Here is a 13,928-nt window from a genome sequence, read left to right on the forward strand (position 1 = left end):
CTCCTTTATTGATTCCATTTTATTTAATAATATAATTTTATTATAATATGTTTATATAGTTCAATTAACTTAATATGAATTTCTAACATTTCTGTTCATAAAGCATGTCCTGTATCTAATAAAATTATATTTTCTGCAAATTCTTTTAGGGCATATTGCTGGCATACTTTTTTACTAAGTTTTTCATAGTTTACTTCTTCTTTTGGTAACTTTAATATAGCAACTCCTTCACTATCTAGTTTATCTTTAATTTCTTTTGATAAGCTTTCTTTTGCAAGTTTACATGATCCTGAGAATGCTCCAAGTTCATCTCCTACTCTCTCACCTCTAATGTCTTCTATATTACACATTCCACTTATGCTTATTCTTGGACCAAAAGCTGGACATCTTAGTATGCACATTGAACATCCATTTCCGTATCTTAAGCAGTTTCCCATTGGTCCTGTTGAACCTGTTGTTTCAATAAACACATCTCCCTCTATATACTGATCTTTATGATTATATATCCCTTTAATTATCTTATCTTCAAAGTTTACATCAACTATTCTTTCTTCCATATGAATAGTTATTCCTTTTTCTAAGATATATCTTCTCACTTCTTCTTCTATTATATTTACATCATAAAGTGTTGCATGTTTATGTCCTGGAAATTCTATATCTTTATGTCTTGCACATTTATCACATATTTTTATTAAATCTCCAGCCCCTAATGCTATTAATTCTTCTGCTGCTGTATATCTTCCATTGTTTCTCATTATTCCACCAACATTTCCAAGTCCTAGTAGAAGATCAGTTTTTTCATATATATGCACTTCTGCTCCTGTTTTTCTAGCAGTAATGGCTGCTGCACATCCACTCCATCCTCCACCTATAATTACAACTTTAATCATATTAACCACCTTCCTTCAAATACTGTTCTTGGATCTGTTTGATACTTACAATACCTCCTTACCTTATTTCCTTCATATTTTATAGTGCATGCTCCACAAACCCCTTCACCACAAGACATTTTAAAATTATTACAGCAAGAAATACTTATATCATTTCTATTTAATGCATCTAAAAACTCAATAATATTATATGTTGTTATATCTGCTCCACCTACATGGATATGCTCTATTCCCCTTTCTACATATTCTTTAATTTTATCTCTTACCTCATTTGTTAATTTTCCATCTTGAATAATAATTTCTTCATTAACTTCTTCAAGATCACTTTTCTCTAAGTACTCCTTTGAAAAATCATATGTTATTTCTCCAATATCTTTTATTAAATATACCTTATTTTCCTTTTGTAATAATCTATTTATCACATTTATACTAGGAGCAAGTCCAATTCCTCTACCTATAATTAATACCTTTTTATTTGTTAGCTCTTTCAATTCCTTTAATCCAAATATCCCGTTATAATATGGACCTCTTACTATTAAATTCTCATTATCAAATCTCAATAAATCCTTTGTTTTTACTCCACTAATTTTTACTGCAACCTTTATCCATCCCTCTTCATCATTTGATTCCATTACTGATACTGGAACTTCAAAATAGCTTAATATAGATTTTCTTAAAAATATATATGCCCCTGGTCTACTTAAATCTACTGCTAATTGTCTTGATACTCTAAATTTAATAATAACAATATCATCTTCTACATTTTTAAATTCTATAATATCGCAATTTATAGTTTCTCTTCCCTTTTTAGCCTTATTTTTATTGTTTAAAAATTCATTATAAATACAAACTCCATTCCAATTACTACATTCACAAAAGCATTTTCCTCTAAGTTGAGAACATAATATACAATCTCCACTTTCTGCTAAATGACATGGACAATAATCTGTCCCTAAATCTATACATGTAAATTTTTCTCTCATCTTTTTTCCTCAAAAAATTATTATCTTATACTAAATTATTATTTAATTCTCCTTTTTGTTCTTCTTTCACTTATTTATTAACAAAAATGTAGAGATATTTACCTATCTCTACATTTCTACTCTAATATATTATTCATATGTCTCTATAAAAGATAATTTCTTTCCTGGATTGTATGAGTACACAACCTTTTCTTCTTCTAAGTTTGAATCTTTAAACACAGTGCTTGATTCTTTTACCTTATCATATATTTTTTTAGTTTCTTCCCATCTTTTAGGACAATTTAAAACAACTATTATAATATCTTTTCCTTTATTATTTACTGATGTTACTAAACATTTTCCTGCTTTTCCTGTATATCCTGTTTTTACACCATTTGCTCCTTCAATCTGCCATAATATTTTATTTATATTATTATAATCACGTGTAAAATTATATTTCTCTTTGCTAGTTTGCTTACTGCCTACAATTTCTCTAAATATTTTGTAGTCCATTGCTTTAGATGTTAAAATTGCTAAATCATATGCACTTGAATAATGATCTTCTTTATCTAATCCATGGGGAGTTTGAAAATGCGAATCTATAAGTCCTAAACTTGAACTATAGTGATTCATAATTCTTGCAAATTCTTCTTCAGACCCTCCAATTCCTTCTGCTAAAGTAATTGCTGCATCATTTCCTGACTTATACATAAGACCATATAATAATTCACGTACTGCTATCTCTTCATTTGCTTTATAGCCAACTTTTGACCCTCTACAGCCTGCTGCTTTTTTACTTACTATAAATTTATCTTCTAAATTTGAATTTTCTATTGCTACTAATGCTGTTAATATTTTAGTTGTGCTTGCCATTTCTACTATTTCATATCCATTTTGCTCAAATAGAACTTTTCCTGTTTCTTTTTCTATTGCTATAGCACATCTTCCATCTACTTTTAATTTTTTATCTAAGGCAAAACTTTTTGTTCCCATACTACTTAATCCAATAATAAATATTATAGTAATTACTACTAGCTTTTTAGAAATTTTCATAAAAATCACCTCTATAATATTTTGTATTAAACTTTAATTTATATACCTATTTTTTATTTTCTTTTTATGTATATTTTTCCTCTATTTTGTTGAGAATATAATTAGTTATGAGTTAGGAGGTGTTAATTTATGAAATTGCTATTATTTTTTATAGTAATTATTTTTATTTTATTTTTCCCTTTTAAAGTTAAACTTTACTTTTCATATATTGATTCCTCTTTTCAATTAAAATTATATAATTTTTCTATTTTCCCAAGCAAAAAGAAAAAACATTTAAATCGTAAGAAAAAAAAGTCTTCTAAGAAAAAAAAGAAAAAGCCTTTAAATAATTTAACCCCTAACAATATTCTTTTATTTATTTCTAATTTTAATAAAAGAAAGTTTAAGCCTAAATTTTTTTTAGATTTCAATTTTACTTATTCCTTAAATGATGCTAAAAACACTGCACTTTCATTTGGTGCTATTCACTCAGTAATACCCTTTATTCTTAGATTTTTTTCAATTTTTTTTAAAATTTCTCCCCCAAAGTTATCAATAAATCCATCATTTAAGGATTTGTTTTTTATAACTTTAAAAGGCCAATGTATAATTACTCTTTCACTTGGGCAGATTATTTATACAGCATTTATTTTAATTAAAGAATTTTACAAATTAAGGAGGTGCCCTAAATAGGGATACTTATGAAAGATATTAAAGATCATCCAATAGAAAATTTAATGGAAAGCACAATGGAAAATTTAAAAGACATGATTGATGTAAATACAATAATTGGAACACCTGTTGAAACTAAAGATGGAACTTGTATAATTCCAATCTCTAAAGTTTCTTTTGGTTTTGCCTCAGGAGGTTCTGAATTTGATTCTCAAACTAAAGCTTCATCTGACTCTCAAGTTGATTATCCATTTGCTGGTGGTTCTGGAGCTGGTGTTTCTGTTAAACCTGTTTCTTTTTTAGTAGTTAGAAAAGACTCTATTAGACTTCTACCAGTAGAACAAGATAGTACTTATGATAGAATTGTTGATACAATTCCACAAGTTTTAGAAATGTTTAAAGATGCATGCCAAAACTTTAAATCAAATAAAAATTCTAAGAAGACTGAAAGTTGTTCATTTGATAAAGATCCTCATGCTAATGAATCACCTCTTGATTCAACTTATTATGACTCTACATCAAATGAAGATGGTTTTGACGTAAAATAAAAAGAACTCATATGAGTTCTTTTTATTTTTCATCTTCTTCATCGTTTATATGATATAAATCTAATGATGGTAATTCTTCTAATCCTGATAATCCAAACTGTCTTAAAAATTCATCTGTAGTTCCATATAATATAGGTCTTCCTATTACTTCAAGTCTTCCAACTTCTGAAATCAATTCTCTTTCTATAAGCTTTTGAATTGCACTATCTGATTTTACTCCTCTTATCTCGTCAATATCAGCTCTTGTTATAGGCTGCTTATAAGCTATTATTGATAAGCTCTCTAAGGACGCTTGACTTAAGCTTTGTCGTCTATTTTTATTTAGTAGTCTTTCAATATATTCACTATACTCACTCTTTGTAACTAATTGATACATTCCATTTATTTGTATAAGTTTTATTCCTCTGTTTTCAATTTCATATTGTAATAGCATTTCACCTAGTATTTCTTCGGTTTTCTTAGGTGTTATTTCCAAATTAACTGCAATATCTCTTAAGGATAAAGGCTCGCCACTTACAAATAGCATTGCTTCTATAGCTGCTTTATAAGTTCCCTTCATTGAAATCTCTTCAAATTCAAATTGACTAATTTTACTCATCTTCATTACATCCTTTTATTATTATTTCAGCAAAATTTTCACTTTGATAAGCTTTAACTCTTCTCTGCTTTATAAGCTCTAATAAAGCTAAAAAGGTTACAACACATTCTATCTTACAAGAGCATTCAAAGATTATATCACTAAAATTCAAATTATCTTTTTCATCTATTCTTTTTAAAATATAATCGTATTTATCTTCAATTTTATAGTTATCACGCTTTATATTCTTATTTATTACCACTATACCAGTATTTCTCTTTTGCATATATTCTTCTAATAATTTACTATAAATATTATATAAATCCATTAACGTAATATTATCAAATAAGTTCTCATTACTTATCTTTTCTTTTTTTACTTCTATAACTTCTGGTTTTTTACTATATGTACATCCTATGTTATTTGCCTTTTGTCTGAAAAATTCTGTTGACGCTTTTATTTTTCTATATATTATTAACTTCTCTAAAAGTTTCTTTTCAAGGTCTTCATCATCTACTTCTTCTTCTTTCTTTTTATCTTTTGGAAGTAAACTTTTTGATTTTATTTCTATCAATGTTGCTGCAATAACTATAAATTCCGATGTTATTTCTAAATCTATTTTTTTCATATGATCTAAATAGTCTAAATATTGATTTGTTATTTCATATATTCGAACATTATATATGTCCATTTTATTTTTTTTTATTAAGTGTAATAATAAATCAAATGGTCCTTCAAAATCTGCTATTTTTATTTTTACTTTATGCTCTTCCACTTGCCATCCTCCCTAATCTACTCTTTAAATATTATACACTATTTATCTTATATTTGAAAAACATGTTTAAAAAAAGAACTAAAATTTTACCTTTAGTCCTTTTTTAAATAATTCTATTTTTTCTCTTTCTTTATTTCTTTAGTCTTTGTTTTATCCTTATCTTGTGTTTCTGACTTTTCTTGTTTTTTATCTTTTTCTTTAAATATACATTTAATTTTATATTTGATTTTTGCAAATACACTTGGTTTATCTATATCTCTATCAGTATAAATTTCTACTTCTCCTACCAAGTCTTTTCCACTATATAATTCACATTTACCAACTGTTTCTCCTGCTTTAAATGTTTCTTTATTTTTATCTAATACAATTTTCTTTTCTATTTCATCACATTTTTTGCCTTTTTCTAAAATTGCTATAAGATCATTTTTTGCTTTTGCTTCAAACAATTCATCAGTTTGATCTGATAAATTCGCATCCCCTATTACTTGATCTTTAGATACAATTTTTCTACCTTCAAATTTAGAGAATCCATAATTAAGTAGCATACTTGCATCTCTATTTCTAATTTTATAAGTTGGTGCTCCCATTATTACTGCAAGCATTCTTACACCATCTCTTGTAGCTGTTGATGATATACAATACTTAGCTTCTTTTGTATATCCTGTTTTTAACCCATCACACCCTTTAAAGAATCTAACAAGTTTATTATGGTTAACTAATTCTATTGGACTTTTTCTTCCTTCTGAAATAGTGTCCATATAAATACTTGAATATTTCAATATATTTTTATGTTTTAATAATTCCATAGACATTGTTCCAATATCTCTTGCTGTTGAATAGTGGTCTGGTGATGGTAACCCAGTACAATTTTTAAAATTAGTATTTTTCATTCCTAAATCTTTTGCTTTTTCATTCATTAGCTTTACAAAATTTTCTTCTGTTCCACCAATATATTCAGCAATAGCTACTGCTGCATCATTTCCTGAGGCAATAGCAACACCTTTTATAAGTTCCTCTAAAGTTCTCTCTTCCCCATTATCTAAAAGCATAGTACTTCCACCCATTTTTTTAGAATTCTCACTACAAGTAACTTTATCAGAAATCTTATTTTTTCCTGAATCAATACTCTCCATAACAAGTAACATTGTCATTATTTTAGTTACTGATGCTGGCGCAAACTTTTCATCAGGATTTTTTTCATATACAACTTTTCCTGTTGTTGGCTCTAATAATAATGCTGATTTTGCTTCTACATTTATTCCAGCAGGTCCTTTTGATTCTTCTACTGCAAGCGGTGTGATAAATGGAATTAGCATAAAAAATATAATAATACTAATGATTGTTCTTTTGTTTTTTATAATATTTATCATTTGAATCCCTCCTTAAAAATATTATTTCCTTTTATTTTATATTTATTATAAAAAACATAAAAAAAGCTAATTTCTTTTTTGAAATTAGCTTTAATCTATCATAAAATTCATCTTGAATATTTATATAATTATATTTCACTTAAACTAATGAAATATACTTATGCTCTAGGATGAGCATTTTTATATACTAGATTTATTTTATCACTATTTATTATTTCATAATAAGTATCCATATACGTTAATACTTGATTTCCTAATAACTTTTGAACTGCACGTACATTTGCTCCATTTTGTAACATATGCACTGCAAAAGAATGTCTAAATGTGTTTAAATTAACTTCTTTCTTTATACCAGCCTTATGTGAGTACTCTTTTACAATTCTCCAAATTCCTTGTCTTGTAAGGCCTTTTCCATTTAAATTTACAAATAATTTTCTTTCTCCAGATTCTGCAATATCATTTCTAACTAAAATATATTCTTCTAATGCCCTTGTTGCACTTCTTCCTATTGGAATTAATCTTTCAAAGTTTTTATTGTCTGTACACTTTACAAAGCATAAATCCAAATTTACATCCTCATTATTTAATGATATTAATTCAGAAACTTTCATTCCTGTTGCATACATAAGCTCTAAAAGTGCATTATCTCTAATACCTTTTATTCCTGACTTATCTATTGATTTTATAATCTTATCAACTTCATCAATTGTAAGAATTTGCGGAAGCTTTTTAGTATTCCTACTACTCTTATACGTTATCTTAGGAATATCTGTTATTAATGATTTTGTTTTTAAAAACCCATAAAAACTTCTTAAACTTATTACTATACGATTAATTGACCTTTCTGATTTGCCTGTATCAAGTAAATTTTGAATATAGGCAATTATTGCTACATTATCTGATGTGTATAACTCTTTATTACTTGAGTTTAAAAATTTGATAAAAAGATTTACATCCGTAACATATGCATAAACAGTATTTTCACTTTTGTCATTTTTAAATAAATGTTCTTTGTAACTCTCAATAATTTCTAACATTTTACTCTCCTAATACCATTACTTATATCTATCCAACAAAATTCTCCCTACTTTTCATCTCTTGATTTCCATTTTTTATAGATAAAATTTAGTTATTACCAACTTTACTAAACTTGGAGATAGGTAAGTTTCAATTACTATACCAATTATAAATATGCAAAGTATTATTAATAATATGTTAGTTCCACCTTTATTTAACAATAAATTTTTTATTGGAACCTTTTTTATAAATTTTTCTTTGAACTTTATTGTTGATAAACTTAATGCAATTATACTTGTTGCAACTATACATGGAATATAAATAATATTTTGTGGTACAAGAGATGCTATTGCTATACCTAAACCTTCACCATTAAATGTTGTTAATAGAAATGTAAATGTATATCCAATAGAAAACCCTTTCATCAAATTTATTATTAATATTATTGGGCTTCCAAAAAAAGTGAATCCCAATATCACTATCGGTGCTATTATTATTATATTCTTCTTAAAAACTTCAAATAATAATCCCATATAGCTTATATTACTACTTTGTATTCCACTTATAAAATTTGAATAGTAACTTGATAAATCTTGTCTATCATTAATATTCATATATTTTATAGCATATACTCCAATAACTACACCTACGCAAAAAAATAATAAAACTATCAAATAATAAAATTTTTGTTCTTCAAATGTATCACCAATTTTCTTCGCTAATAACTTCATCTATTCTCTCCTCCTAAATAGTTATAAATATTATTATGTTTAAAAATCATAAAATATTCATATTTATCCTATTTAGAAGAAATCTTTTTAATCTATATATCCAAATGCTGAAATTGTTTTAGCATCTACTATATTCCCAGCTTTAATCATTTTTCTTATTTCTTTTATATTCACTTTTACTACATCTATAAACTCATCTTCATCGCCTTCTTTTATACCTTCATAAAGATTAGTTGCTTTGTATATATGAATAAGTTCATCTGTAAATCCTGCACCTGTTGCAATTGTTCCTAGATACTCTATATTATCTGATTTATATCCTGTTTCTTCTTCTAACTCTCTCTTTGCACATATGAACGGATCTTCATCTTTCTCTAATTTTCCTGCTGGTATTTCTATTAATATCTTATTTAAAGCTGCCCTAAACTGCTTTACAAGTATAACAGTCTCTTCATCTATAAATGGTAATATGGCTGATGCTCCTGGATGTCTTATTATATCTCTTGTTCCTAAATTTCCATCTGGAAGTTCTACCTCTACATTTACAAACTTTAAAAAGTTCCCTTTATATTTTAGTTCTTCTTTTAATATTTTTTCTTCTAATTTCATAATTTTCCTACCTTCCTTTACATAACATATATATTGTTATTTTATCTTTAAAAAAATACCTACTAAAATAAATTTAGTAGGATATTTCTTATTTTGGATCTCTTATTAAGTTTACAGTTCCATTTTCATCATCTAATATAACTATATTCAATAGATTGTCACTTATATCATATATTTTATATTCAATAATTCCATTTTCTTTTTTATATTCACATCTATAAGCTAATTCTTTTTTTCTCTTATCAAAAGGAATTTTTTCTTCTTCTAAAAATTCATATAATCCTCTTAATAATTTGACATTTTGTGATTGTTCCGTACGTTCAGTGCATTCTAGTGGATCTGGAAATAATCCAAATAAAAAATTTTTTAATGCCATTTATATACACATCCTTATCCTTAGTCTTTCATTTAAATAAATTATAATTTAATTTATTTACTAAAACAATATCTATTATTTCAAAATATTTTAATATTTTTATACGTAATTTAATATTTAACTAATTATCTGTGTACATGTCATTTAAATTTTATTTTTATCCTATCTTAGCTCACTTTATTTTTAAGTCTTAACTTATCAGCTATGATTGCTATGAATTCAGAATTCGTTGGTTTTCCTTTTGAGTTTTGGATAGTATATCCAAATAATCTATTTATTGCATCAACTTGTCCTCTTCCCCAAGCAACTTCAATAGCATGTCTTATTGCTCTTTCAACTCTACTTGCAGTTGTGTTATATTTCTTTGCAATTGATGGATATAACTCCTTTGTTACTGCTGATAAAAGTTCCATATCATTTACTACCATTGTTATAGCTTCTCTTAAATACATATATCCTTTTATATGTGCTGGAACTCCTATTTCATGTATTATACTTGTTATTTCTGCTTCTAGATCCATTGGTGCTTCATTTAATCTTGAAACTGATCCAACTTCATTATTTCTTATATTAAAACTTGATCGTTGTTTATCTTCTGCTACATTGCTATTGAACATCTCTCTTATTCTCTTTGTAAATATATCCATATCAAAAGGCTTAACTACATAATAATCAGCTCCTAATGTTATAGCTTTTTGTGTTATTTTATCTTGTCCTACTGCTGAAAGGACAATTACTCTTGGTAACTCCTCTTGACTCATATTTAATGTTGGTAACTTTTCTAAAACACCTAATCCATCTAAATGTGGCATTATAATATCTAAAACAACCAAGTTTGGTTTCTTAGTTTCTATTAATTCTAAAGCCTCTAACCCATCCTTTGCTATTCCTATTACTACTATATCCTTTTGATTTAAAAGATAATCTTTTAATATACTACAGAATTCTTTGTTATCATCTGCAATTACTACAGAAATTCTTGAATCTTCCATTTTTATCCCCCTTTTATTCATACTGGAATTTATCCATATAGCATTTTTACCTATAATTTTACTAATTCGACACTACTTATAAATTTCCTTCTTTTTGGAATATCTAGATTTTCATACATTAAATATTTAATTAATATATCCTAGATAATATTTATAAATTAACCGATAAATAAATTCCACTTTTTGTAAATTATAACTTATTTTTTAAGTTTAGTCTATACTTTTTAGTATAATTTTATTTATTTTTTCATTTTTCACTATTCCTCACCCTAAAATCGTAAAATAAAAAAATATAATGGTAGCTTTGACAATTATCAAGCTACCATTATATTTTTATCCTATAACCCCTGCATCTTTTAGCATCCAATCAATATAAATACCGTATCCTGTATCTGGTTTATTTATTAATACATGTGTTACTGCTCCAATTATTTTTCCATTTTGAATAATTGGACTTCCACTCATCCCCTGTACTATTCCACCAGTTTCTTTTAATAATTCCGGATCTGTAACTTTTATAACCATACTTTTAGGTCCTGGTATATCTTGTTCTAATTTTTTCATAATTTCTATTTCGTATTCTTTTGGTTCATTTCCCGCAAGTGTTGTTAATATTGTTGCTTTTCCTATTTGCACTTCATCTCTAAATCCTACTTTCATAGGTTTTGAAATATTTTCTTTCTCCTTCATCTTTGCTTCACCAAATATACCACATTCTGTATTTTTTTCAACTAACCCTACTGGACTATCTTCATCCATAAATATTCCTTTTAACTCTCCTGGATTTCCTCTTTCACCTTTTCTTAAGCTTATAATTGATGCTTCTAACAATTCACCTTTTCTGCATTTAAATATTTCATTTGTATCACCATCTGTTATTGGATGACCTAATGCTCCAAATCTATTTGTTTTTTTGTCATAAAAAGTCATAGTTCCTATTCCTGATGCTGAATCTCTTATCCAAAGTCCTATTTTATATTTATTTCCTTCTTTAATTCCATTAATAGTTTTTTCTACAACCTCTCCGTTTCTATCTATTAATATTTTAATCTCCTTTGATTTTGAATTTTCTATATGTTTACCTACATCTTTTGATTTTATAACTTTTTCACCATTTATTTCTAATATAGAATCTCCAACACTTATACCAGCTTCTTTAGCTGGACTTTCTTTTTTCTCATTATTTTGAATAACTTCTGAAAAACCTACTACTAAAACTCCTTTTGATGAAAGCTTTACTCCTATGCTATCTCCACCTGGATAAATTTCTAAATCTTTTATTTTATGTACTTCTACCTTTTTTAAGGAGAAAAGCCCCATGAATTTTATATTTATATTCTTCCCATCATAATTTACTGTATTTAAAGGATTATTTTGTTTGAATACCGATATACTTTCTACATCGTCTTTGCTAGTATAAATTTCACCTGGGATATCTTTTAGAGTAAATATGCTTAAAATCATCATTAAAGTTATACCAATAAAAATAACACCCATACTTTTAACTATTCTATTCTTCATACCTTAATCCTCCTTTAATTCTTTACTCTTAGTTTGTCCCTAGTACTACTTTTTATTCTATTGTTTTTTTTCATAGTTTGGAGATTTTTTCATAAAAAAATAAAACTATGAAATTTTCACAGTTTTATTTTATCCATAATCATTATCTTTATGTATCTATAATGATTTTATTTTTTCTTTTTTTAAATTTGCATTCTTAAGCATCTCTTTAACATTATCAATAGTCTTTTGACTTAAATCATCGCCACCTAGCATACTTGCAACTTGATTTATTTTTTCTGCTTCATTTAATGTTTTTATTCTAGTATAAGTTTTGCCATCTACTACTCCCTTAGATACAAAGTAATGTTTGTCTGATAAAATTGCTATTTGTGGTAAATGTGTAATACATAAAACTTGGTGATTCTTTGATACTTGATACATTTTTTCACCAACTCTTTGTCCTACTACACCACTTATTCCAGTATCAATTTCGTCAAAAATCAATGTTGGAATATCATCTTTATCTGCAAAAACACATTTTAATGCTAACATAATTCTTGAAAGTTCTCCTCCTGATAATACCTTCTCTAAAGATTTAACAGGTTCTCCTGGATTAGTTGAAATAGCAAATGTTATATCATCAAATCCTCTTTCATTATGTCTTTCTAACTTTTCTACTCTAATTTCCATAGTAGATTTTTCTAATCCTACATAAGATAATTCTTTTAATATTCTTTTTTCTAATTCTACTTTTTTCTCTATTCTTTGTTCATGTAATTTTTCTCCAACTTCTCTCATATCTTTTAGGATTTTCTTTTCTTTTATCTCTAACTCTTTTATAATTTCTTCCGCATTTAAAAGTTCTTCATATTTTTGCTTTAATTCTTCATACTTTTCTAATGCATTTTCAATACTTCCACCATATTTTTTCTTATAACTATTTATTATATATAATCTCTCATTTATTTTTGCAAGTTCTTCTTCATCATATTGAATATTTTCTGCACCATTTCTAAGTTCTCTGTTTATTTCTTCTAAATTATAATAGGCTTCTTCTATTATAACTTTTTTTTCTTTTATCCATCCGACATAATCTTCTACTGATGAAAGTTCTCCTATTATTTTCGACAATCCTTCAAGTATTGATGATTCATTATCACTTAATATATTACACCCTACATTTAATGCATTATTTATTTTTTCTGCATTTGATAAAGAGTTAAATAATTCTTTTAATTCCTCTTCTTCACCTAATCGTAATTTACCTTTTTCAATATCTTCTAGTTGAAATTTTATATAATCTATTAATTTCTCTCCATCAATATTTCCCTGTAAATCTACAATTTTAGCTCTTACTGAGTATAATTCATCCCTAAGCTTTGAAAATTCTTCTAAATTACCTTTTATAAGTTCTCCTATAAAATTATCTAAATATATTCCATGTGCTTCTTTTTGTAATAAATGCTGATTTTGATGCTGTCCATGGATATCTAATATTTTTTCACGTATTTTCTTTAAATGATTTACAATTATAGTTTTTCCATTTACTTTAATTATACTTTTTCCTGTAAGTAAACTTTCACGTCTAATAACTAAAATATCATCTACTTCTATTTCAAGTTCTTTTAAAACAGATTTTATACCATCATTGTCTATTTGAAAAATTGCTTCTACAGATGTTTTATTTTCTCCAGTTCTTATTAAATCTTTTGAGAACTTTCCTCCTAAAACATAATCTATAGCATCTATTAAAATTGACTTTCCAGCCCCTGTTTCTCCTGATAATATATTAAACCCTGATCCTAAATCAAAGGATATTTTCTCTATTAATGCAAAATTTTGTATAGTTAATTGTATAAGCATATATAAACCTC

At 26.5% G+C, this 13,928-nt stretch carries 14 protein-coding genes and 1 pseudogene; 2 read left to right on the forward strand and 13 right to left on the reverse strand.

Translation table 11 applies throughout. The annotated features are described in order from the left end of the window. Nucleotides 1-101: 101 nt before the first annotated feature. The 3 genes and pseudogenes from ACRDDY_RS18195 to ACRDDY_RS18205 all read right to left on the reverse strand — a co-directional run. Nucleotides 102-887: pseudogene (locus ACRDDY_RS18195) on the reverse strand (FAD-dependent oxidoreductase); the annotation flags it as partial. Next, complete coding sequence (locus ACRDDY_RS18200; protein WP_438566345.1) at nucleotides 887-1,873, reverse strand: sulfide/dihydroorotate dehydrogenase-like FAD/NAD-binding protein; 987 nt, start codon at nucleotides 1,871-1,873, stop codon at nucleotides 887-889. The gene ACRDDY_RS18200 and the pseudogene ACRDDY_RS18195, both read right to left, overlap by 1 nt. 129 nt (nucleotides 1,874-2,002) lie before the next feature. Beyond that, on the reverse strand, nucleotides 2,003-2,905 hold the full coding sequence (locus ACRDDY_RS18205; protein WP_438566346.1) for a D-alanyl-D-alanine carboxypeptidase family protein: 903 nt from the start codon (nucleotides 2,903-2,905) through the stop codon (nucleotides 2,003-2,005). Between the two features lie 129 nt (nucleotides 2,906-3,034). On the opposite strand from ACRDDY_RS18205, the gene ACRDDY_RS18210 reads away from it, so the two are divergent. After that, entirely contained in the window at nucleotides 3,035-3,577 is a 543-nt protein-coding gene (locus ACRDDY_RS18210; protein ID WP_438566347.1) for a DUF2953 domain-containing protein, read from the forward strand. A gap of 8 nt (nucleotides 3,578-3,585) precedes the next feature. Further along, nucleotides 3,586-4,104 (forward strand): GerW family sporulation protein, encoded by a 519-nt coding sequence (gene ytfJ / locus ACRDDY_RS18215; protein WP_438566348.1) that lies wholly within the window; start codon nucleotides 3,586-3,588, stop codon nucleotides 4,102-4,104. Between the two features lie 22 nt (nucleotides 4,105-4,126). On the opposite strand, the gene scpB is transcribed toward ytfJ, so the two are convergent. The 10 genes from scpB to recN all read right to left on the reverse strand — a co-directional run bounded on the left by scpB (nucleotide 4,127) and on the right by recN (nucleotide 13,917). Then, on the reverse strand, nucleotides 4,127-4,708 hold the full coding sequence (gene scpB, locus ACRDDY_RS18220; RefSeq protein ID WP_438566349.1) for an SMC-Scp complex subunit ScpB: 582 nt from the start codon (nucleotides 4,706-4,708) through the stop codon (nucleotides 4,127-4,129). After that, entirely contained in the window at nucleotides 4,695-5,456 is a 762-nt protein-coding gene (locus tag ACRDDY_RS18225) for a segregation/condensation protein A (RefSeq protein ID WP_438566350.1), read from the reverse strand. Before ACRDDY_RS18225 ends, scpB begins: the two co-directional genes overlap by 14 nt. Nucleotides 5,457-5,569: 113 nt before the next feature. After that, complete coding sequence (locus tag ACRDDY_RS18230) at nucleotides 5,570-6,772, reverse strand: D-alanyl-D-alanine carboxypeptidase family protein (RefSeq protein ID WP_438566376.1); 1,203 nt, start codon at nucleotides 6,770-6,772, stop codon at nucleotides 5,570-5,572. A 212-nt stretch (nucleotides 6,773-6,984) separates the two neighbouring features. Continuing rightward, complete coding sequence (locus tag ACRDDY_RS18235; RefSeq protein ID WP_438566351.1) at nucleotides 6,985-7,863, reverse strand: tyrosine-type recombinase/integrase; 879 nt, start codon at nucleotides 7,861-7,863, stop codon at nucleotides 6,985-6,987. A gap of 75 nt (nucleotides 7,864-7,938) precedes the next feature. Continuing rightward, on the reverse strand, nucleotides 7,939-8,574 hold the full coding sequence (gene spoIIM / locus ACRDDY_RS18240; protein ID WP_438566352.1) for a stage II sporulation protein M: 636 nt from the start codon (nucleotides 8,572-8,574) through the stop codon (nucleotides 7,939-7,941). A gap of 87 nt (nucleotides 8,575-8,661) precedes the next feature. Next, nucleotides 8,662-9,183, reverse strand: a complete 522-nt coding sequence (locus ACRDDY_RS18245) for an NUDIX domain-containing protein (protein ID WP_438566353.1) — start codon at nucleotides 9,181-9,183, stop codon at nucleotides 8,662-8,664. Nucleotides 9,184-9,271: 88 nt separating this feature from the next. Then, nucleotides 9,272-9,559 (reverse strand): hypothetical protein, encoded by a 288-nt coding sequence (locus ACRDDY_RS18250; protein ID WP_438566354.1) that lies wholly within the window; start codon nucleotides 9,557-9,559, stop codon nucleotides 9,272-9,274. 167 nt (nucleotides 9,560-9,726) lie between these two features. Next, nucleotides 9,727-10,551: a sporulation transcription factor Spo0A gene (spo0A, locus tag ACRDDY_RS18255; protein WP_438566355.1), complete on the reverse strand. Its 825-nt coding sequence runs from the start codon at nucleotides 10,549-10,551 to the stop codon at nucleotides 9,727-9,729. Between the two features lie 333 nt (nucleotides 10,552-10,884). After that, complete coding sequence (gene spoIVB, locus ACRDDY_RS18260) at nucleotides 10,885-12,072, reverse strand: SpoIVB peptidase (RefSeq protein WP_438566356.1); 1,188 nt, start codon at nucleotides 12,070-12,072, stop codon at nucleotides 10,885-10,887. Nucleotides 12,073-12,228: 156 nt separating this feature from the next. Then, nucleotides 12,229-13,917, reverse strand: coding sequence for a DNA repair protein RecN (gene recN / locus ACRDDY_RS18265; protein ID WP_438566357.1), 1,689 nt, complete (start codon nucleotides 13,915-13,917; stop codon nucleotides 12,229-12,231). Between the last annotated feature and the right edge of the window lie 11 nt (nucleotides 13,918-13,928).

This window comes from Clostridium sp. (assembly GCF_051656525.1).
Taxonomy (GTDB): Bacteria; Bacillota; Clostridia; order Clostridiales; family Clostridiaceae; genus Clostridium.